General features: G+C 70.7%; 16 protein-coding genes and 2 riboswitches. Of the genes, 8 read left to right on the top strand and 8 right to left on the bottom strand.

Annotated features, from left to right (window positions below; translation table 11 throughout):
* Nucleotides 1-4 precede the first annotated feature (4 nt).
* Nucleotides 5-1,282, top strand: a complete 1,278-nt coding sequence (gene efeB, locus ACX80L_RS04930; protein WP_459288048.1) for an iron uptake transporter deferrochelatase/peroxidase subunit — start codon at nt 5-7, stop codon at nt 1,280-1,282.
* Nucleotides 1,283-1,312: 30 nt separating this feature from the next.
* Here the strand turns inward: efeB and ACX80L_RS04925 are convergent, their stop codons facing one another.
* Nucleotides 1,313-1,873, bottom strand: a complete 561-nt coding sequence (locus ACX80L_RS04925) for a TetR family transcriptional regulator (RefSeq protein WP_459288046.1) — start codon at nt 1,871-1,873, stop codon at nt 1,313-1,315.
* Nucleotides 1,874-1,962: 89 nt separating this feature from the next.
* On the opposite strand from ACX80L_RS04925, the gene ACX80L_RS04920 reads away from it, so the two are divergent.
* The 3 genes from ACX80L_RS04920 to ACX80L_RS04910 all read left to right on the top strand — a co-directional run bounded on the left by ACX80L_RS04920 (nt 1,963) and on the right by ACX80L_RS04910 (nt 6,786).
* Complete coding sequence (locus tag ACX80L_RS04920) at nt 1,963-3,444, top strand: MFS transporter (protein WP_459288044.1); 1,482 nt, start codon at nt 1,963-1,965, stop codon at nt 3,442-3,444.
* Between the two features lie 200 nt (nt 3,445-3,644).
* Nucleotides 3,645-5,897, top strand: a complete 2,253-nt coding sequence (locus ACX80L_RS04915; protein ID WP_459288042.1) for a putative bifunctional diguanylate cyclase/phosphodiesterase — start codon at nt 3,645-3,647, stop codon at nt 5,895-5,897.
* Nucleotides 5,898-5,988: 91 nt separating this feature from the next.
* Nucleotides 5,989-6,786 carry a response regulator transcription factor gene (locus ACX80L_RS04910; protein WP_459288040.1) on the top strand — a complete coding sequence of 266 codons (798 nt, stop codon included), beginning with the start codon at nt 5,989-5,991 and terminating at the stop codon, nt 6,784-6,786.
* Here the strand turns inward: ACX80L_RS04910 and ACX80L_RS04905 are convergent.
* From ACX80L_RS04905 to ACX80L_RS04880, 6 genes are all read right to left on the bottom strand, one after another.
* Nucleotides 6,756-7,241 carry a hypothetical protein gene (locus ACX80L_RS04905; protein WP_459288038.1) on the bottom strand — a complete coding sequence of 162 codons (486 nt, stop codon included), beginning with the start codon at nt 7,239-7,241 and terminating at the stop codon, nt 6,756-6,758. The two genes, ACX80L_RS04910 and ACX80L_RS04905, sit on opposite strands and share 31 nt — an antisense overlap.
* Nucleotides 7,242-7,439: 198 nt before the next feature.
* Complete coding sequence (locus ACX80L_RS04900; protein WP_459288036.1) at nt 7,440-7,976, bottom strand: HPP family protein; 537 nt, start codon at nt 7,974-7,976, stop codon at nt 7,440-7,442.
* Between the two features lie 14 nt (nt 7,977-7,990).
* Complete coding sequence (locus tag ACX80L_RS04895) at nt 7,991-8,452, bottom strand: hypothetical protein (RefSeq protein WP_133079982.1); 462 nt, start codon at nt 8,450-8,452, stop codon at nt 7,991-7,993.
* Nucleotides 8,449-10,929: a molybdopterin oxidoreductase family protein gene (locus tag ACX80L_RS04890; protein ID WP_459288034.1), complete on the bottom strand. Its 2,481-nt coding sequence runs from the start codon at nt 10,927-10,929 to the stop codon at nt 8,449-8,451. Before ACX80L_RS04890 ends, ACX80L_RS04895 begins: the two co-directional genes overlap by 4 nt.
* A 104-nt stretch (nt 10,930-11,033) precedes the next feature.
* Complete coding sequence (locus tag ACX80L_RS04885) at nt 11,034-12,065, bottom strand: LLM class flavin-dependent oxidoreductase (RefSeq protein WP_208740445.1); 1,032 nt, start codon at nt 12,063-12,065, stop codon at nt 11,034-11,036.
* Between the two features lie 121 nt (nt 12,066-12,186).
* Nucleotides 12,187-13,236 (bottom strand): SGNH/GDSL hydrolase family protein, encoded by a 1,050-nt coding sequence (locus ACX80L_RS04880; RefSeq protein ID WP_459288032.1) that lies wholly within the window; start codon nt 13,234-13,236, stop codon nt 12,187-12,189.
* Nucleotides 13,237-13,450: 214 nt separating this feature from the next.
* Nucleotides 13,451-13,552, top strand: a riboswitch (glycine riboswitch).
* Nucleotides 13,553-13,655, top strand: a riboswitch (glycine riboswitch).
* Nucleotides 13,656-13,709: 54 nt separating this feature from the next.
* Here ACX80L_RS04880 and gcvP point away from each other — a divergent pair.
* The 4 genes from gcvP to ACX80L_RS04860 are packed head-to-tail and all read left to right on the top strand — an operon-like array spanning nt 13,710 to nt 19,903.
* Entirely contained in the window at nt 13,710-16,577 is a 2,868-nt protein-coding gene (gene gcvP / locus ACX80L_RS04875; RefSeq protein ID WP_133079978.1) for an aminomethyl-transferring glycine dehydrogenase, read from the top strand.
* Nucleotides 16,578-16,589: 12 nt separating this feature from the next.
* Nucleotides 16,590-17,720 carry a glycine cleavage system aminomethyltransferase GcvT gene (gcvT, locus tag ACX80L_RS04870; RefSeq protein ID WP_459288030.1) on the top strand — a complete coding sequence of 377 codons (1,131 nt, stop codon included), beginning with the start codon at nt 16,590-16,592 and terminating at the stop codon, nt 17,718-17,720.
* Nucleotides 17,717-19,090 carry an L-serine ammonia-lyase gene (locus tag ACX80L_RS04865; protein WP_133079976.1) on the top strand — a complete coding sequence of 458 codons (1,374 nt, stop codon included), beginning with the start codon at nt 17,717-17,719 and terminating at the stop codon, nt 19,088-19,090. Before gcvT ends, ACX80L_RS04865 begins: the two co-directional genes overlap by 4 nt.
* 6 nt (nt 19,091-19,096) lie before the next feature.
* A complete protein-coding gene (locus ACX80L_RS04860; protein WP_459288027.1) occupies nt 19,097-19,903 on the top strand; it encodes a methylenetetrahydrofolate reductase in 807 nt (268 codons plus the stop codon).
* A 140-nt stretch (nt 19,904-20,043) separates the two neighbouring features.
* Here the strand turns inward: ACX80L_RS04860 and ACX80L_RS04855 are convergent, their stop codons facing one another.
* On the bottom strand, nt 20,044-20,772 hold the full coding sequence (locus tag ACX80L_RS04855; protein ID WP_459288025.1) for a GAF and ANTAR domain-containing protein: 729 nt from the start codon (nt 20,770-20,772) through the stop codon (nt 20,044-20,046).
* Nucleotides 20,773-20,823: the final 51 nt, after the last annotated feature.

Here is a 20,823-nt window from a genome sequence, read left to right as displayed (position 1 = left end):
GGCCATGGCACCGGGTACGTTCCGGATCTCACGGCGGCGGGCCCTGTCCCTCGCCGGGGCAAGCGCTGCCGCGGGTGTCGGTGCCGGCGTCGTCGCGGGCCGGGCCGTACCCGACGCCTCCGCAGGTGCCACCGATCCCGGGTCGCTGGCGTACCCGTTCCACGGCGACCACCAGGCGGGTATCACGACGCCCGCCCAGGACCGGCTGCACTTCGCGGTGTTCGACGTCGGAGACGTCTCCCGCGAGGACCTCGTCGGCCTCCTGAAGGACTGGACCACCGCTGCCGCGCGCATGAGCCAGGGCGGCAGTGCCGGGGAATTCGCGCCCGACGCCGGGCCGTACGAGGCGCCCCCCGAGGACACGGGCGAGGCGATGGACCTGGGCCCCGCCGGCCTCACCATCACGTTCGGATTCGGTCCCACCCTCTTCACCACGGCAGGGGGTGTCGATCGATTCGGCATCGCGGCGCTGCGGCCCCGCGCCCTGGCACCACTGCCCGCCTTCTCCGGCGACATGCTCGAGGAGCGCATCAGCGGAGGCGACCTCTGCATCCAGGCATGCGCCGACGATCCGCAGGTGGCCGTCCACGCCATCCGCAACCTGTCCCGGATCGCCTTCGGCCGGGCGTCGCTGCGCTACTCACAGCTGGGCTTCGGTCGTACCTCGAGCACCAGCACCACCCAGGTGACGCCCCGCAACCTCTTCGGGTTCAAGGACGGCACGGCCAACGTCAAAGCCGAGGACCGTGCAGCCGTGGACGAGCACGTATGGGTCGCGGAGGGCGACGACCAGGCGTGGATGGCGGGCGGCTCGTACCTGGTGTCACGCAAGGTGCGCATGAACGTCGAGCCGTGGGACCGTACGCGCCTCTCCGAGCAGGAGCGGTCGATCGGACGGACGAAGGGCAAGGGCGCGCCACTGTCCGGTGGTGACGAGTTCACGCCCCCCGACTTCTCCGCAGGGGGCAGCGGCGGGGAACCCCTGATCGCCGCACAGTCGCACATGCGGCTGGCGCATCCCGACACCAACGGCGGCGCCCGCATGCTGCGGCGCGGCTACAACTTCGTGGACGGCAACGACGAGCTCGGCCGCCTCGACGCGGGCCTGTTCTTCCTCTGCTTCCAGCGCGACCCCGAGCGGGCCTTCATCCCGGTGCAGACACGGCTCGCGGGGTCGGATCTGCTCAACGAGTACATCCGGCACGTGGGATCCGGCATCTTCGCGGTGCCGGGCGGGGCGTCCGAGGGCGGCTACGTGGGAGCGCGGCTCTTCGAATCGTGACCCGCCGCGCGGTCATCGCACGACGGCGGCTTAATCCTGCCGCTGCAGGACGCGGCGGGCCGCTTCGACCGCCGCGGCGCGGTGCGCGGAGAGCGGTGTCCCGGGTGCGTTCTCGTGGGCGATCAGCGGGGCCTGCACCCAGGCCTGCGCGATGCCGAAGAGGATCGGCAGGAGCTCCTCCGGCACCCAGGAGGGATCGACCTCACCGCTCTCCTGCGCCTCGCCGAGGGCCAGGAGCTTGCGGTCCGGTTCCGCGCCTCCCGGGAGGTCGTAGTCGACGCCCTCGAGCCGCGCCCAGGTCAGCATCCGGAGGATGTCCGGGTGCTCATGGGCATGGTCGAAGATCCTGCCGACGAAGGCCGGTACGTCCGCGGGGTCGAGGACCACGGCACGGTGGAATTCCGCGGCGTTCACGTCGAGGACCGCCTGGAACAGGGCTGCCTTGTCCGTGAAGTGCGCGTACAGGCGCTCCTTGCTGGCGCTGGCGGCCTTCGCGATCCGGTCGATGCGCGCTCCCGCCAGCCCGTATGCGGCGAACTCGCCCCGGGCGGCCAGGAGGATGCGTGAGCGGACGTCCGTCGTCGAGGGCATCCCACGAGTATACCCAAACGAACTAGTTCGTTTGACTCGGGTGATGCGACACCCCTACCCTCGGAACGACATCATTTCTGAGGAGAACCATGACCACCCACCCTTCGGGTCCTTCCGCCGCGCCCACCGGGGACGCTCCGGCGAAGCCCCCCGCGAACCGCTGGCTCGTGCTGGCGATCGTCGCGCTCGCCCAGCTGACCGTCGTGCTCGACGGGACCATCGTGAACATCGCCCTGCCACAGGCCCAGGCGGAACTCGGCATGTCCGACAGCGACCGCAGCTGGGTCGTCACGCTCTACGCCCTGACGTTCGGCGCGCTCCTCCTGCTGGGCGGACGCATCGCCGACTTCTGGGGCCGGAAGCGTTCGTTCCTCGTCGGCATGGGCGGCTTCGCATTCGCCTCGGCCATCGGGGGGATCGCGACCTCCGGCGAGATGCTCCTGCTGGCGCGCGGGCTGCAGGGTGTCTTCGCCGCGCTGCTGGCCCCGGCCGCGCTCGCCATCCTCTCCGTGACCTTCCCCGGCGGCAAGGACCGTGTGCGCGCCTTCGCCGTCTACGGAACGATCGCGGGCGGCGGCGCCGCCGTCGGACTCCTGCTCGGCGGCATCCTGACCGAGTACTTCAGCTGGCACTGGTGCCTGCTCGTCAACGTGCCGATCGCCGTCGTCGCGATCGCCGTGGGCCTGCCCGTCCTGCGCGAGAGCCGCGCCGAGGGAAGCACGCGCTACGACGTCCCGGGTGCCGTGCTCGTGAGCCTCGGCCTCGCGTCCGTGGTCTACGGGTTCTCGCGCGCCGAGGCCGGCTGGGCCCGCGCCGATACCCTCGGGTTCCTCGCGCTCGGCGTCGTGCTGCTGGCCCTGTTCGTCCTCGTCGAGGCACGCTCGCAGCACCCCCTGCTGCCGCTGCGCATCATCACCGATCGCGCACGGGCCGGCGCCTACCTGTCGTCCATCGCCGTCGGTGCCGCCCTGCTCGGCGCCCTGCTCTTCCTGACGCTGCACTTCCAGATCGTGCTCGGGATGAGCCCCCTGATGTCGGGGCTGGCATCCCTGCCCATGACCTTCGCCATCATCGTGTGCGCCGGTGTGGTCTCACGCCTCCTGCCCACGGTGGGCCCCCGCATCCTCATGACGGTCGGCCCCCTGATCGCCGCGGCGGGACTGCTGCTGCTCAGCCGGATCACGGTGGGCGGGTCCTATCTCCTCGAGGTGCTGCCCTCGCAGATCCTGCTGGGCATGGGGCTCGCGCTGATCTTCGTCCCGCTGCAGAACGTGGCACTGCTCGGTATCGCACCCCGCGATTCCGGAGTGGCCAGCGCGGCCGTCACGGCCACGCAGCAGATCGGTGGCTCCATCGGCACCGCGGTCTTCACGGCCCTGTACACGGTCGGTGCGGGAACCGGGACCGCGGAGGGTGCGGCCGGCGGCCTGCAGTCGCTCGTGGACGGATACTCCGTGGTGTTCCTTGCCGCGGCCGTCGCGCTCGCACTGGCCGCGCCGATCTCGTGGTTCATGATCCGGGTCGCGAGGAACGAGTTCACCACCTCGGGGGAGGCCGTGCACCTCGGGTAGGCGCCCCGGCGCCGGTCCTGCCTCCCCACCCCGCGACCACCGACGATGCGGAGCAGGGGGCGGCGGTCCGGACGGCCGGTCCCGCACCCGAAGCCAAGTATTTCGGCAGGGTATGGGTGCCCTCGGCAGAAGACGGCGGTCGGCGGTGTCCCGGCGTCCTATGCTTCTGGTTCCACGACCGAAGCGAAACGAGGGACTGAATGCGGCGCGATGATGCGCGCACGGCTGATCCGGACCGCACATCGCGCCTGCACCACAGGCACGTGCTGACCGCCGGGATGGTCCTGTTGCTGGTCGCCTACACCGCCGGCCTCCTCGTCGGGGATCCGGCGACGTTCGATCCGTTCCTCGACGGCTGGCTGTGCGTGGTCACCGAACTCGCCGCCGTCGCCCTGTGCGTCAGCGCGGCGGTACGGACGCGATGCGCGGAACCGCAGATCGTCCTGGGAGCCGGGGCGGTCATCGCCTATGCCGCGGGCGATGCCTACTACGCCGCATCCCTGGACGGGGAGACGGCGCTGAGCTACGCCTCCCTGGCCGATGTCGGCTACTTCGCCTTCTATCCGCTGATGCTCGGATCGCTGGCGGTCGTGGCGGTGCGGAAGCTGAAGGGGCTGCTCTGGCCGCTGCTGCTGGACAGCATCGTCGGGGCGCTGGGTGCGGCTTCCCTCATGGCCCTGGTGCTCGCGCCCGTCCTGCGCAACGCGACGACGGGCGGCAGCACGTTCGAGGTGGTCGTCGCCGTCGCCTATCCCCTCCTCGACCTCCTGCTGATCACGGCGGTGGGCGGCGTACTCGCGTCCCGCGGGCTCGACATCGGTCCGCGCTGGCCGTTCCTCATCGCGGGGCTGATCGTCTTCTCCGCCGCCGACGTGGCCTACGCGTTCGGCATGCAGGAATACGCCGTCGGTTCGGTGATCGACTTCGGCTGGGTCGCCGGCCTCGCAGGGATCGCCACCTGGGTGGATGGCGCCGCCGACCGGACCGCGCTACGCGACGGCAGGAGCCAGGGTGTCCCCGAGTTCGCCGCGCCCGTCGTGTCCGCGGCGTCCTCGCTCGCCGTCCTCGTGATCGGCTGCCAGTTGCGGATACCCCTGCTCTCGGTGGTCTTCGCCGCCTCGACGCTCGCCCTTGCCTCCGTTCCCCTCGCGTTCCGCAACCGCATGCTCGTCACCCTGGCCAGGACGGACGAGTTGACGGGGCTGCCCAATCGCCGGGCGCTGCTGACGGACGTCCCCGACCGGTTGGGCAGGGGGCGCACAGGAGCGCTGTTCCTGCTGGACCTCGACCGCTTCAAGCACGTGAACGATGCGCTCGGGCATGATGTCGGGGACGCGCTCCTGATCCAGGTCGGTGAGCGTTTCAGCCGCCAGCTGCGGGCGGGAGACGTCCTCGCCCGCCTGGGCGGCGACGAGTTCGCCGTGTTCCTGGACGGCGTCGGTCCGGTCGAGGCCGTCGCAGCCGCGCAGCGACTGGAAGCGGCGCTGGCAGCCCCCGTGGAGGTGGGCACGGCCGACCTGCAGGTCAGCGCAAGCATCGGTATCGCCCTGATCCCGCAGCACGGGACGGACATGGGGCTGCTCATGCGCAAGGCGGACATCGCGATGTTCCGGGCGAAGTCGGAGCGCATCGGCCACCACGTGTACGACCTGACGGACGACGACGACGGCGAACTGCGGCTGCGGACCATCCAGGAACTCCGTACCGCCCTCGCCCGGGACGAGTTCGAACTGCACTACCAGCCGAAGTTCCGCCTCGCGGACCACCGCGTGACGGGTGTCGAAGCCCTCGTCCGGTGGAACCACCCCACCCGGGGCCGGCTCCAGCCGGCCGCCTTCCTGCCCCTCGCCGAGGAGGCCGGGCTGATGCCGGCACTGACCTCGCTGGTGCTCCGGCGCGCAGTACGGAGGGCGGCCCGGTGGCGGGCCGACGGACTGGACATCGCCGTCGCCGTCAACCTGTCCGCTTCCTGCATCCTGCCGTGCCTTCCGCAGGAGATCGCCGTCCTGCTCGAGCAGTACCAGGTGCCGGCCTCGTGCATCATGCTCGAGATCACCGAGGACGTGCTCATGTCGACCCCGGCGGGAAGCGCCGGGATCCTCGCCCGCCTCCGCGCGGAGGGGATCCAGGTCTCGCTCGACGATTTCGGGACCGGGTACAGTTCGCTGGCCTACCTGCGCGATCTCCCCGTGGACGAGCTCAAGCTCGATCGCTCCTTCATCATCGCCATGCGGGACGACGAGCGCGCGAGCGCCCTCGTGGGTTCGATCATCGACCTCGCCCACAGCCTGGGCCTCAGGGTCGTCGCGGAAGGCGTCGGCGACGAGGAGACGAGGGAGGCGTTGCGGGAGCGCGGGTGCGACTTCGCGCAGGGATTCCACCTGGCCGCTCCGCTGGCGGCGGTCGAGGTCTCGCCCTGGATCGCCGGTCGGACCGTGGGGGCACGGGCATGAGGCGCGCCGCGCCGACCGGTCAGGCCAGAAAAACGGGAGCACCGGTCCGATGCGCTCGGTCGGAGTGCCAACGTCTGGCAGTGTGTAATCCATGACAACCGACCCCGATGCGCGCGTCGCGCTCATCATCGAAGACGACGCCGATGTGCGGCAACTGCTGGTCATGACGCTGGGCATGAACGGGTTCGTCACCATCGAGGCCGAGAACGGGCGCCAGGGCGTCGCCCTGGTGCGCGACCGCCAGCCGGACCTCGTGACCCTCGACCTCAATCTCCCGGACATCGACGGCGTGGAGGTGTGCCGGCAGATCCGGCCCATCACCGACGCCTACGTCATCATGATCACCGCGCGCCAGGACGAGATCGACCGCCTGATCGGCCTCGAGATCGGCGCGGACGACTTCGTCGTCAAGCCGTTCAGCCCGCGCGAGGTCGGCGCCCGCGTGAACGCCATGTTCCGACGTCCCAGGACCACCGTCCGCAGCGTGTCGCAGCCGCTGCTCGCTCCCGGCGGGCACACGGCGGAGGCTTCGCAGCCTGTTGCAGCGCCGGCGGTCGCGGCCCCCGAACCCGTCGAAGGGCTCCTGACCCACGGTCCGATCAGTATCGACACCGAGGGTCGGATCGCGATGCTCGACGGCGTCGAACTCCCACTGACGCGGATCGAGTTCGACCTCCTGGCCACGCTCGTGTCCGGGCCGCGCCGGGTATGGCAGCGGGAGACGCTGCTGTCGCGGATCTGGGGCGACGGCTGGGTCAACGACCAGCACCTCGTCGAGGTGCACATCCGGAACCTGCGGAAGAAGCTGGGGGAGGACACCAAGGCGCCCCGGTTCATCCGGACGGTGCGCGGCGTCGGCTACCGGATGATGCCGGCCAGCTCGGACTGAAATTCCGTGCCGAGGCCCTGGAGCCGCGCGAGGAGTGCGGGGTGGGTCGACGGCCGGTCGACGAGTTGGAGCCCTGCCGAGGACACGTCCTCGAGCCGGCGTGCTCCCACCATCGAGGCGCTCACCGTGAGGCTGAGGAGTGCGACGACGGCGGCGTCCGCGTCCCGCGCGGCGAACGCGGCCTGGACGGCCCCGATCCGCTGGGGGAGCATCCGACCGAATATCCCGGCGAACTGCAGCGCGCCCTCCTGGTTGGAGAGCTCCACGCCCAGGTTGTCGAGGATCCGCCGGTCGAGCACGGGAAGGTGGGACACGTCGGTCCTGTCGGTCGCGGGGCGGGAAGTGCCGGGAGCGCCGGCGGAAGCAGGGTCGGCGCCGTCCGTGGCGCCGACCGTGTCGTCGGCCCGCGTGCCCGCCGGGATGGCCGGGATGGCCGGGAGGTCGATCGTCGCCACGCCTGCTCCTCTTCCTGCCGCCGGTTCCTGCGCTCCCCCGGGTCGGTGCCCCGGGGGAAGCTACCCGCCGGCTCCGGTGGACGGCCCGGAACCGGCGGGAAGATCAGGGAGTGCTGCACTCCTGGTTCCCACTCTGGCCCGCGTCACTCAATGGCGGCGTGGCGGAAGGGCGAAAGAAAACCGAAGAAAAGGCGAAGGCTAGGGTCGCGTGTCGGCTGCGGACCCTGCCGGCCGGGTGCCGAGGAGCAGATTCGCACCCCAGCCGAGTGCGGTCAGCACGACGACGGCTGCCGCCATGACTCCGAAGTGGGCCGGTGTGTGGAGGATACCGAGGCTCACGATCAGGGTGGTCGCCCCGGCCGGTGGATGAGGGAGCCCGACCCGGGTCAGGACGAGGGTCGTCAGGGCCACGGAGACCGCCCCCGCCGCCACGTGGTAGCCGGTCACGCCGCCCACGGGCGCCGGTGGAAAGGCTCCGATGTGGAAGCCGTAGAAGCAGATGACCCCTGCGGCGAGGCCGACGCCGTGGCCCACGAGGGCGTTGACGGGCCGGGACGCGGGCTGCTCGGGTGACTCGAAGAACAGCATCACAGTCGGCCCGAGGCTCGGGAACAGCCAGGGGAGGTGGGTGAGCAGGCCCAGCAGCCCGAGGACGGACAGCGTGACCAGGCTCAGGGCCGCGGCGTACAGGCCGGCTCCCAGATCACCGCGGGCCTTCCGCAGACGGGTGAGCACCGATGTCCTGCCGCTCACCGCGCCACCAGCAGGGCCTGCGGGGCTGACTGCTTCATCCGGGTCCGGAGCCAGCGGCTCTGGAGATCGGCGTCCTGTTCGCAGCGCTCCACGATGTCGAGCAGCTGCCTGTCCCGGCTGCCTGCCGCCGCCTGGCCCACCATGGTCCACATGATGTCCAGGTGGTGGACGAGGACGTACAGGTCCTGGAGGTCGAGCAGCAGTCCCAGGGGGCCGGCACGCACCTCGACGACGCCGTCGGCCGTCACCCGGTGCTCCTCCTCGCCCTCGACGTCGGAGCCGAAGCGTCCGATCACCGGTTGCAGCCGTTCGACGTGCCGGTCGCACTGCTCGGCGAGCGTCCGCACGATGAAGTGCACATCGGGTTCGTCCGAGTGGCCCTCCGCGACCACCCTGAACGAGCGGGCCAGGATCTGCTCGGCCTCCGCCAGGAGGCCGAGGTAGACGGGCAGCTTCACGGCTGCTCCTCCCGGGAGGCCACGGCCGGGGGTGCGACGTCGGGGAAGGTCTCCGTCGCCTCTCCCGACCGACCCCCCACGGTCGGCGGGACGCCGCCGCGGGCCGGCCTGGACGCACCCGTGGTCGGTGCCGGCGCCGGACCGCTCGCGTTCCGGAGCTTCTCGACCCGTACGGCGGCGTTCTTGAAGACCGGCTGCTTGGACACGGGATCCCACTCGGTCATGGTGAGCTCGTTGGCCGCATGGCGGCCTCCCGCCGACCGCCCCCCGCCGTCGTCGTCCCAGTAGCCGTAGTGGAAGGGGGCGAAGACCGTGCCCTCACGGAGGTCGCCGATCCGCACCGGGACCTCCAGGTGGCCGCGCCTCGATCGGACGGAGACGACATCACCCTCGGCCAGGCCGAGCCGGCGCGCGTCGGGGACCGACACCTCCAGCCATGCCCCGGGCGCGGCGCGGCCCAGGGCGCGGCTGCGCCCGGTCTTGGTCCGGGTGTGGAACTGGTAGACCGTCCGCCCTGTCGTGTACCGCAGCGGGTACTCGTCATCGGGTTCCTCGTGCGGCGGGCGGTAGTCCTCGCTCTTGAGCCAGGCCTTCCCCGGTTCGACGGTCGCCCGGTACAGGACCGGGCCCGTGGCCGCGCCCGTGAGGAGATCGTGCCCGTAGGACTCGCAGTGGTCCGGGTCGGTCGGGAAGTCCCCGTCCGGATAGAGCCGGACCGTCCCGTCGGGGTGCTCGTCGTTGCAGGGCCACGGGATGCCGCTGCCCCCGCGCAACCGTCCGTAGCTGATGCCCGTGTAGTCGCAGGGCCTGCCACGGCTGCACTCCTGCCACGCCCGGAACCCGTCCTCCGGGCCCGCCCAGTCCAGCAGCGGCCTGCCGCTGCGGGTGCGGAAGTCCATCCGCCGCGAATAGTCGAGGAACACGTCGAGATCGCTCTTCGCCTCGCCGGGCGGCTCCACGGCCTTGTCCGACAGGTGCACCGTGCGGTTCACGTTCGTGAAGGTGCCGGTCTTCTCCCCCCAGGCTGCGCAGGGGAGCACCACGTCGGCGTATCGTGCGGTTTCCGTGAGGTACAGGTCCTGCACCACGAGGAACAGTCCTTCGGAGCCGAGGATCCGGCGGATCCTCCCGAGCTGCGGCATGGACACGGCGGGATTGGTCGCGGAGATCCACAGGAACTCGATGGAGCCGGCCTCCGCGTAGCGGAAGATCTGCATCGCATGGGTCGGCGGGGCCCAGTGCGGGATGATGTCGGGGTCCACGTCCCACAGGCTGGCCAGCTCCTGGACGTGCTGCGGATTCTCCCAGTTCCGGAAGCCCGGGAGGTCGCCGTCGGCCCCGCACTCGCGGTTGTTCTGCGCCGTCGGTTGCCCGTTCATCTGCAGGATCCCGCTGCCCTCCTTCCCGAGCATGCCGCGCAGCAGGTGCAGGTTGTTGACCTGGCAGGACGCGGCGGTCGCCTGTGCCGACTGGTAGAACCCCTGCAGCACGGTGGAGAGCACGCGCTCGCTGGTGCCGAAGATCTCGGCCGCCCTCCGGACGTCCTCGGCGTCGACACCGCAGGTCTCGGCGACCGCCTCGGGCGTCCACCGCTCGACCGTGGAGCGCAACCGGTCGATGTTCAGGGTGTGGTCGGCGATGTACCGCTCGTCGATCCAGCCGCGGTGGAGCAGTTCCCGCACCAGGCCGTTCATCAGGGCGAGGTTGGTGCCGGGCCGGACGGCGAGATGGACCTCGGCGACCCTGGCCACCTCCGTCCCACGGGGATCCACGCAGACGACGCGCGGCGGATTGGGCCCCGCGAGCCGGTCCAGCACCCGCATCCAGAGGACGGTCTGCGTCTCGGCCATGTTGTGCCCGAAGAGGAACATGGCGTCGCACTCGTCGATGTCGACGTAGCTGCCCGGTTGGCCGTCGGAGCCGAAGCTCTCCTTCATGGCCGTGGCCGCCGTCGCCGTGCACAGGCGCGTGTTGCCGTCCATGTGGGGCGTCCCGATACCGGCCTTGCCGATGATCCCGAGGGCGTAGTACTCCTCGAGGAACAGCTGCCCGGTGGTGTAGAAACCGTGGCTCAGAGGACCCCTGGTGGACAGCAGTTCCCTGCTCCGCCCCACGATGCGGTCCATGGCCGTGTCCCAGTCGGTCTCGACCAGTTCGCCGTCCACACGGACGAGCGGGCGGGTGAGGCGGTCCCCGTTGTCGACGCCCTGCCAGCTTCCGAAGAGGCCCTTGGGGCCGAGCCGGCCGTGGTTGACGGTGTCCACGGCACGGCCACGGACACCGACCATGCGCCCGTCCTTGACTGCGATGTCGCACCCGCAGCCGTTGCTGCACAGGACGCAGGCGGACTGGACCCAGCGGTCGACGTCGTCCTCCGCAACGCCCGGCGCGAGGGACTGGTCGACGCGCACGGGCCAGCGCTCGTCCCGGGCATAGGGGGTCCGGGTACCCCAGACGTCGGCAATGCGATCGACCACGGCGGTTCCTCTCGACGGGGTGGGGCGCGCGGTGACGCGTCCGCGTCACGCTACCGCCGCCCTCCCGCCGCCGCGAGGAGAAGTTCGTCCCGGCTGGTCCTTGCCTAGGCGAGCATCTCCCGGACCATGGGGATGACCTTGGTGCCGTAGAGCTCGATGCTGTGCATGAGCTTCTCGTGGGGCAGCGGGCCGGCGCTGTACTTCATGTCGAAGCGGTCGATCCCGAGCGTCTGCGCCGTCGTGGCGATCTTCCTCGCGACGGTCTCCGGCGAGCCGACGTAGAGCGAGCCGGAGTCCGCCTCCTGGTCGAACTCGGCGCGGGTCGTGGGGCCCCAGCCGCGCTCGCGGCCGATGCGGTCCCGCATGATCCGGTTGTCCGGCCACAGTTCCTCGCGGGCCTGCTCGTCGGAGTCGGCGATGTAGCCCGGGGAGTGGACGCCGATGGGCAGCGTGGGCTGCCCGAGCTGGGTGAGTGCCCGGTGGTACAGGTCCACGTAGGGGGCGAACCGGGCCGGGTCGCCGCCGATGATCGCGAGCATGAGCGGCATGCCGTACCGGGCCGCGCGCACCACCGATTCGGGGCTGCCGCCGACGCCGATCCAGGTCTTCAGGCGTCCGCCGTGCGTCTTCGGGTAGACCTCGTGGCCGGTGAGGCCGGGGCGGGTGCTTCCCGACCAGGTGACCGGACCCTCCTTGATCAGCTCGGAGAACAGGTCGAGCTTCTCCTCGAAGAGGCGTTCGTAGTCGGAGAGCTCGTAACCGAACAGGGGGAAGGACTCCGTGAAGGACCCGCGGCCCAGGATGACCTCGGCGCGGCCGTCGGAGGCGGCGTCGAGCGTGGCGAACCGCTGGTAGACGCGCACGGGGTCGTCCGAGCTGAGGACCGTCACGGCCGAGCCGAGACGGATGCGCTTCGTCTGCCCGGCGATCGCTGCGAGCACCGTCTCGGGGGCGGAGACGGCGAAGTCGTCGCGGTGGTGCTCGCCGACGCCGATGAAGTCGACACCGACCTCGTCGGCGAGCACCGCCTCCGCGATGACGTTCCGGATGACCTGCGGGTACGGGACGGGGTTGCCGTCCTGTCCGCGCGTGACGTCCCCGAAGGTGTCGAGTCCGAGTTCCAGTTCGCGTGCCATCGTGTTGCTCCCGTGCTCTGCGTTCAGGCCCGCCCTGGGCCTGCCAGTAGAACCGGCCACCCACCCCTGTTATTCCATGCAAACGTATGGACATTGGTGCAGGCGGATGGGAGATCGGGATTCAGTCCGCTCGATGGCCGTTCTGGCGGGCCTCCGCGGCGCGGTCGGCGCGTGCGATGCTCGCGGGGTCCGCGAGGTCCACGCCCGCGTGCGCGGCGGCGGCTCGCGCGGCAGGGCTCTTCAGGTCCGGCGCGACGAATTCCTTCGGTGTGATCCCGGCGTCCTGGGCGGCATGGTGGGCCTGCTGCCCGGCCAGGGCCGGAGCCGAGAGCTCCGCGGCCTGCACGGTCGCTGCCGTGACATCGACGCGGCTCCCGGTGAGGGCTGGACCGAGCAGGGGGACGTAGCCGGCCGCGTGGCCTGCCCGGTTGGGATGGTAGGAGTCCGACACGGGATTCGACAGGCCGTTGAGCCACTCGACGTCGTCGCACACGGCATGCCCCGTGAAGGCGGCGGTCGGGTTGCGGAAGGTGAAGCCCGCCGCTGCTGCCGCTGCCGCGGTCGTGCTGTTCAGCAGGTCCGCCGTCGCGTTCAGGCGGGCCTCCTCCTCCGGCGAGAACCAGGTCGCCGCGTTGCAGTCCTCGCCGTTGAAGATGCGCGGGTAGCCGGCGATCGTAACGGACGCCTGCGGTGCGCGGGCCCGGACCTGGCCGTACAGGGAGGCGAGGCTCGCGGGCAACCGGTTCACGATGACGGCCCGGGCGCGGTCGATCGCCGCGTTGCAGTTGCTCATCCAGGCCGGCTTGGCGCACTCGGTCAGGACTGCCACGAACGAGGCGTCGTTGCCGCCGACGCTGAGCGAGACGTACGCCGTCGCCGGCGTCAGCGCGCTGAGCTGGGTGGTGACGACATCGGGGATGGTGGCGCCGGAACAGGCGCGGAAGTCCAGCGAGTAGCCCCTGGCGCTCGCGATCAGGGACGGATACGCGTAGACCGAGCGCTGGCAGGCGGAGCCGTCCGCCAGGTAGGCCCGCGTCCCCGTCCCCGAGGAGTAGGAGTCACCGAGGGCGACGTACGACGGGCCGGCGGCCATGGCCGGAGTCGCGCCGGGCACGACGGCGGCCAGCAGGACCAGGGCCATTGCCAGCGACCGCAAGCGGGGGATCGACATCGATGCTCCAGGTGCTCAGGGGTTCTCCGCCCACGCTAACCCCGCACGGCGACAGCCGGGGAGCCAGGACGACCGGATTCCGCCCGGGACTTCCGGTCCTCCTGGCGAGGGGGTAGGGTTCGGCCTCCGCCCCGGTCGTCTTTGCCTCCGGTCCGTGCAGCGCGGTAAGCTGTGGGACGGCTCACACGCCGAGAACCCCAACTGAATACGCCCTCGATCTGCAGCGGGAGAGTTCTGCCGTTGACTCAACACCGGCAGGCGCCGTAGGAGCAAATCCTCCCCAGGAATCTCTCAGGCCCAGTACCGCTGCGGGTAGGCAACTCTGGAAAGCAGCATCGGGCCGGCCCCGGCGCTCACCGACGGTGCAAGCAGGCACGGAGCCCTGCGGAAACTCTCAGGTCCCCTACAGAGCGGGGAGGAACCCGACCAGGCACGCGCGCGCCCGCGCCCCCTTTCTGACGTACGGAGTTCCCATGACCGCCTCACCCGACCAGGCTTCCGGCACAGCATCCACCTTCGCCGACCGGCACATCGGCCCTCGTTCCTCCGACGCCGGGCACATGCTGGAGGTCCTCGGCTACCCGAGCCTCGAGAAGCTCGTGGACATGGCCGTCCCCGCGAGCATCCGCCTGGACCGTGGGCTGAACCTGCCCGCGGCCCTCAGCGAGACCGAGGTGCTGGCACAGCTGCGACGAATCGCCGGCCGTAACCGGACCGCCGTCCAGATGATCGGCCAGGGGTACTTCGATACCGTGACGCCGCCGGTGATCCGCCGCAACGTCCTCGAGTCGCCCGCCTGGTACACGGCCTACACGCCCTACCAGCCGGAGATCTCCCAGGGTCGCCTCGAGGCCCTCCTGAACTTCCAGACGATGGTCCAGGACCTCACGGCCCTCGACATCGCCAATGCCTCGCTGCTCGACGAGGCCTCCGCCGTCGCCGAGGCCGTCCTCCTGATGCGCCGCTCGGGCAAGAACAAGGGCCGCACGGTCATCGACGCCGACGCCCTGCCGCAGACCGTCGCCGTCGTGCGTGGTCGTGCCGAGGCGCTCGGCTTCGACGTCGAGGTCGCCGATCTCTCCGCGGGCCTGCCCGACGGCGACATCAACGGAGTGGTCCTCCAGCAGCCCGGCGCCTCCGGCGCACTGCGCGACCACGCGGCCGTCGTCGCCGCGGCGAAGGAACGCGGCGCACTCGTCACGGTCGCCGCCGACCTCCTGGCCCTGACGCTCATCACCGCTCCGGGTGAGCAGGGCGCGGACATCGCCGTCGGCTCCGCCCAGCGCTTCGGTGTCCCGCTCTTCTTCGGCGGCCCCCACGCCGCCTACATGGCCGTCCGCAAGGGCCTCGAGCGCATGCTGCCCGGACGCCTGGTCGGCGTCTCCAAGGACGCCGACGGCGCACCCGCCTACCGTCTCGCCCTGCAGACGCGTGAGCAGCACATCCGTCGCGAGAAGGCCACGAGCAACATCTGCACCGCCCAGGCGCTGCTGGCGATCGTGGCATCGATGTACGCCGTCTACCACGGCCCCGAGGGGCTCACGGCGATCGCGCGGACCACGCACCAGCGCGCCGCCGAGCTCGCCGATGCCCTCGCGGGGTCCGACGCCGCCGTCGTCCACGATGCCTTCTTCGACACGCTCCTGGTCCACGTGCCCGGAAAGGCCGCGGAGTACGCGGACAAGGCGGAGGCGCAGGGCTACAACCTCCGCCGCGTCGACGCCGACCACCTGGGCATCTCCTGCGACGAGACGACGACCCCCGAGCACGTCGCCGCCGTCGCCGCCGTCTTCGGCGGCTCCCACACGGGGTCGGCGTCCGCAGCGCGGATCCCCGCCGACCTGCACCGGACGTCGGACTTCATGACGCACCCCGTCTTCTCGCTGCACCGCTCCGAGACCGCGATGCTCCGGTACCTCCGCCGGCTCTCCGACAAGGACCTCGCGCTGGACCGCACCATGATCCCGCTGGGCTCCTGCACCATGAAGCTCAACGCGACGGTCGAGATGGAATCGATCTCCTGGCCGGAGTTCGCCTCGATCCACCCCTTCGCGCCCGAGAGCCAGACCGAGGGCTGGCGCGAGCTGATCACCGACCTCGAGGAGCGCCTCGCGGAGATCACCGGGTACGACCGCGTCTCGCTGCAGCCCAACGCCGGGTCGCAGGGCGAGCTCGCCGGCCTCCTCGCCATCCGTGGCTACCACCGCTCGCGCGGCGACGAGAACCGCACCGTCTGCCTCATCCCGTCCTCCGCGCACGGCACCAACGCGGCCTCCGCCGTCCTGGCGGGCATGAAGGTCGTGGTGGTCGGCACCGCGGCCAACGGCAACATCGACCACGACGACCTCCTCGCCAAGATCGAGCAGCACGCCGAGAACCTCTCGGCCATCATGATCACCTACCCCTCCACGCACGGCGTGTTCGAGGAGGACGTGCGGTGGGTCTGCGAGAAGGTGCACGGCGCGGGCGGCCAGGTGTACATCGACGGCGCCAACCTCAACGCGCTGGTGGGCCTCGCCCAGCCGGGGGAGTTCGGCGGCGACGTCTCCCACCTGAACCTGCACAAGACCTTCTGCATCCCGCACGGCGGTGGCGGACCGGGCGTCGGGCCCGTCGCCGTGGCATCGCACCTCGCGCCGTTCCTGCCCGGGGACGCGAACCGCGACATCGCGACCGACGGCGGCCCGGCGGCCGAGGGCGGCACCCCGGTGTCGGGTTCGATGTACGGCTCGGCCGGCGTCCTGCCCATCTCCTGGGCCTACGTGGCCCTGATGGGTTCCGAGGGACTGACCAGCGCGACGGCGCATGCCCTGCTCGCGGCCAACTACGTCGCCGCCCGCCTGACGGAGCACTTCCCCGTGCTCTACACGGGCGTGCAGGGCCTCGTGGCGCACGAGTGCATCCTGGACCTCCGCCCGCTGACCGCCGCGACCGGCGTCACCGCGGAGGACGTCGCCAAGCGGCTCATCGACTACGGGTTCCACGCGCCGACGCTGTCGTTCCCCGTCGCGGGGACGCTCATGGTGGAGCCGACGGAGTCCGAGGACCTCGCCGAACTGGACCGCTTCATCTCCGCCATGATCGCCATCAAGGGCGAGATCGACCGTGTGGCGGCCGGCGAGTTCAGCATCGAGGAGAGCCCCCTGCGGCAGGCCCCGCACACCGCCCAGGTGCTCATCGGTGACGAGTGGACGCAGGCCTACCCGCGCGAGCTCGCGGCCTATCCGCTCCGCTCCCTGCGGCACGACAAGTACTTCCCGCCGGTGCGCAGGATCGACGGCGCCCACGGCGACCGCAACCTCGTCTGCTCCTGCCCGCCCATCGAATCCTTCGAAGACTAGGAACCGCTGTCCATGAGCGAGCAGAGCAAGCACACAGCCCTGTACACCCAGCACGAGGCGCACGGAGCCTCGTTCACCGACTTCGGCGGGTGGCAGATGCCCCTGAAGTACCGGAGCGAACTGGAGGAGCACCACACGGTCCGCAAGGCCGCGGGCCTCTTCGACCTGTCCCACATGGGGGAGGTGCTCGTCAGCGGGCCGCAGGCCGCGGAGTTCCTCAACTACGCCCTGGTCAGCAACCTCGCGGTCCTCGCCGTGGGCAAGGCGAAGTACTCGCTGATCTGCAACGAGGCGGGCGGGGTGATCGACGACCTCATCACCTACCGGCTGACCGGGGACTCCTTCCTCGTGGTGCCGAACGCCTCCAACGCGCCCGTGGTGGCCGAGGAGCTGCGGCTGCGCGCCAAGGGGTTCGACGTCGCTGTGGAGGACCAGTCGGACACCACGGCCCTCGTCGCGGTACAGGGCCCCACGGCAGAAGCGGTCCTCCTCGATCTCGCGCGCCCCGAGGACGCCGCCGCCATCCGGGACCTGAAGTACTACGCCGTGGTGGAGCTCGAGCTGGCTGGACTCCCCGTGCTCCTGGCCCGCACGGGCTACACGGGAGAGGACGGCTTCGAGATCTTCCTCGGCGGCAACGTCGCGGTGCGGCTCTGGAACGCAGCGCTGGAGGCGGGCGGGAAGCACGGCCTGCTGCCCTGTGGCCTCGCGGCCCGTGACTCGCTGCGGCTGGAGGCCGGCATGCCGCTCTACGGTCACGAACTCGGGCTCGACACCACTCCGTTCGAGGCGGGCCTCGGACCCGTGGTCAGCACGAAGAAGCCCGACGACTTCGTGGGCCGTTCGGTGCTCGAACCGCTGAAGGCGGTCGAGCCGGCACGCCGTCTCGTCGGACTCCGGGCGGTCGGCCGCCGGTCGGCACGGGCCGGGTACGACGTCGTCGTGGACGGCGCGGCCGTCGGCACGGTGACATCGGGGCTGCCGAGTCCCACGCTCGGCTACCCCGTGGCGCTCGCCTACGTGGATGCGGCGTACGCCGCCGTCGGCACCGAGGTGCAGGTGGACCTCCGGGGGCGGCCCGAACCCTTCACCGTGATCCCCACGCCGTTCTACAAGCGGCGACCCGCCGGATTGCCGCAGTGACGATCAGCGCGTTCGACCTCTTCAAGATCGGTATCGGGCCGTCGAGTTCCCACACGGGCGGACCGATGACCGCGGCCTACCTCTTCACCGAGGTGCTGCGTGCCGACGGCCTCCTGGCCGGCGTGCAGCGTGTGCGTGTGGAACTCTTCGGGTCGCTGGGCGTCACCGGCCATGGCCACGGGACGGTCAAGGCCGTGCTGCTGGGACTCGAGGGGGACCAGCCCCATCTCGTGGACCCGACCTCGGCCGATGCCCGCGTGGCCTACATCGGCGAGTGCCGGTCGCTGAACCTCGCAGCCGAACAGCGCATCGAGTTCGATCCGGAGACGGACGTGGTGCTGCACCGCCGCCAGCGTCTCGATTACCACACCAACGGTATGCGGTTTACGGCATATACAGCGGCGGACGAAGTGATACGTACAAGGGAATACTTCTCGGTGGGCGGCGGTTTCGTGCTCGACGAGGACGAGATCGGCTCCGAGACCGTTGCCCTCAAGCCGATTCCGGTGGCCCATCCCTTCGGTACCGCCGACCAGCTGCTGGGCATCTGCCGGGCGACCGGCTGGTCCTTCTCCGACGTGGTGCTCGCCAATGAGCTGTCCTGGCGCCCGGAGCACGAGGTGCGGGCCGGGCTGCTGGAGATCTGGTCGGTCATGCAGGACACCATCCGGCGGGGGACCACCACGGGCGGCATCCTGCCCGGCGGGTTGAGCGTGCGACGCCGCGCCGAGCGTCAGCGCCAACTGCTCGAGAAGGCGGACGACCCGAACGACCGCCTCGGGACGATGGAGTGGGTGACGCTCTTCGCCCTGGCCGTCAACGAGGAGAACGCCGCAGGCGGGCGGGTGGTGACGGCGCCGACCAACGGTGCCGCCGGCATCATCCCCGCCGTCCTGAAGTACTACGTCGACTTCGTGCCGGGAGCCGACGACGACGGCGTCGTCCGCTTCCTGCTGGCAGCAACGGCGATCGGCTCGCTGTTCAAGAAGAATGCCTCGATCTCCGGCGCCGAGGTGGGGTGCCAGGGCGAGGTCGGTTCCGCCTGCGCCATGGCGGCAGGTGCGTTGGCGGAAGTGCTCGGCGGCACGCCCGAGCAGGTCGAGAACGCGGCCGAGATCGGCATCGAGCACAACCTCGGGCTGACGTGCGACCCCGTGGGCGGCCTGGTCCAGATCCCGTGCATCGAGCGGAACGCGGTCGGAGCCATGAAGGCCATCACGGCCGCTCGGATGGCTGTGCGGGGAGACGGCCGACACCACGTCTCGCTCGACGTCGCCATCAAGACCATGCGCGACACCGGCGCGGACATGATGGACAAGTACAAGGAGACCGCGCGCGGCGGACTCGCCCTCAACGTGGTGGAGTGCTGACCGTCGATGACTGACCTGCCGGTCCGCGTGGAGGTCATCCCGTCGGAAGGCATGGCCGACCGTCTCCGCGAGCACCTGCCCGCCCCCGCCGCCCTGACCGTCACGTGCCTGCCGCACCACGGCCCGCGGGAGGCCGTGGGCCTGGCGGTGGACCTCGCGCGGGCCGGCTACACCGCCATCCCGCACCTGGCCGCGCGGTCCGTGACCGGCCGGACCGAGCTGGCCGGGTACGTCGAGCGGTGCGCCGACGCGGGCATCGGTGACGTCTTCGTGATCGGCGGGGATGCCACCGCGGCCGCCGGGCCCTACGCCTGGAGCGGGGCGCTCATGGAGGACATCGCGGATCTCTCGGGCGGGGTGCTCCGGATGGGGATGGCCGTGTATCCCGAGGGACACCCGGGCGCCACGGACGAGGAACTGGTCAGGACGATGCTCGCCAAACAGCCGTTCGCGTCCTGGTGCGTCACCCAGCTCTGCTTCTCACCGGACACGCTGCGGGGTTACCCGTCGCGGTTGCGGCTCCAACAAGTGGGCCTGCCGGTGTGGGCGGGAGTGCCGGGCCCGGTGCGCATGGCACGGCTGGTGCGGCTTGCAGGCAGGATCGGGGTGGGGCAGTCCCTCGGCTTCCTCAAACGCTCCGCGGGCGCCTCGAACTCCGGGGCCGCCGTCAGGCAGTTGCTCTCGTCGGCGTCCTACGACCCGGGTCCGCTGGTGGGGGCGGTGCGTGCCTCCGGGTACGCAGGCCTGCACCTGTACAGCTTCAACGACCTCGCCGGACTCGCGCAGTCGGGGCTGGCTTCCGCCGCCGGGTGAACTCCCCGACGGCGAACTCCCCGACGGCGACCGCCTCGCCGGAGGACTCCTCCCGGTCGGTACGGAGCCGGTGGAAGCCTTCCGGACCGTGCTCGCCCCGGACTCCTGCCCGCGGGTGATCGCGGAGAGCGACCGCCCTGTCAGTCCGAGAAGTGCGTACGCGCCGGCTCGGCGGACACTCCGCCGACGATCTTGTGCGCGATCTCGCGGATCTTCAGGTTCTGGGCATTCGAGGCGCGTGTCAGGACCGCGTAGGCCTCCGTCTGGGTGCAGCGGTTCTGGCCCATGATGATCCCGATGGCGATGTCGATGGTGGTCCTCGACTCCATCGCCGCCCTGAGGCCCGAGGACGTATCGGCCTGCCGGGAGACCCGGAGTACCATCTGCAGCGCCTTCGCGGCCTGGAGGGCGAATCCCTCCGCCAGCGCCTGGGTGGTGCTGGTGAAGGTCCCCGGCTCGGCCGCGTAGAAATTCAGCGCCGCCCCGCCCTGGCCGTCGAGGACCAGGGGAACGCCCATCATGGCGAAGTACCGGTGATCGGCCACCGCCGCGAAGTAGTCGGGCCAGCGTCCGTCCGTACGGGCGTCGTCGACGATCACGGTCCTGCCCGTGCTGATGGCGTGCAGGCAGGGACCGGCGCCGAAACCGTACTGGATCTCGTCGAGCGTCCGTGCCTCCTCGCTGCTGGAGGCCACCGTCGTGGCCAGGTCCTGGTGCCGGTACGTCACTCCGCACTGCACCTCGACGGAGCGGCCGAGGATCCTCGAGGAGAGACCGGCGAGATCCTCCAGGAACTGGTCGACGGTCTCGTTGGTCAGCATGAGGTCCTGGAGTTCGGCTGCGGCCGCCTGTCGATGCTCGTCGTTCACCCGCTCATCGTACGACGGATGCTTAGATTGTCTAGGAAACCCTCCCGGAGC

This window comes from Arthrobacter sp. MDT1-48-3 (assembly GCF_054511015.1).
This window is presented reverse-complemented; position numbering and strand designations above follow the sequence as displayed.

Coding starts and splice junctions, on each gene's coding strand:
- efeB (WP_459288048.1), top strand. CDS start 5: ATGGCACCGGGTACGTTCCGGATCTCACGGCGGCGGGCCCTGTCCCTC.
- ACX80L_RS04925 (WP_459288046.1), bottom strand. CDS start 1,873: ATGCCCTCGACGACGGACGTCCGCTCACGCATCCTCCTGGCCGCCCGG.
- ACX80L_RS04920 (WP_459288044.1), top strand. CDS start 1,963: ATGACCACCCACCCTTCGGGTCCTTCCGCCGCGCCCACCGGGGACGCT.
- ACX80L_RS04915 (WP_459288042.1), top strand. CDS start 3,645: ATGCGGCGCGATGATGCGCGCACGGCTGATCCGGACCGCACATCGCGC.
- ACX80L_RS04910 (WP_459288040.1), top strand. CDS start 5,989: ATGACAACCGACCCCGATGCGCGCGTCGCGCTCATCATCGAAGACGAC.
- ACX80L_RS04885 (WP_208740445.1), bottom strand. CDS start 12,065: ATGGCACGCGAACTGGAACTCGGACTCGACACCTTCGGGGACGTCACG.
- ACX80L_RS04880 (WP_459288032.1), bottom strand. CDS start 13,236: ATGTCGATCCCCCGCTTGCGGTCGCTGGCAATGGCCCTGGTCCTGCTG.
- gcvP (WP_133079978.1), top strand. CDS start 13,710: ATGACCGCCTCACCCGACCAGGCTTCCGGCACAGCATCCACCTTCGCC.
- gcvT (WP_459288030.1), top strand. CDS start 16,590: ATGAGCGAGCAGAGCAAGCACACAGCCCTGTACACCCAGCACGAGGCG.
- ACX80L_RS04860 (WP_459288027.1), top strand. CDS start 19,097: ATGACTGACCTGCCGGTCCGCGTGGAGGTCATCCCGTCGGAAGGCATG.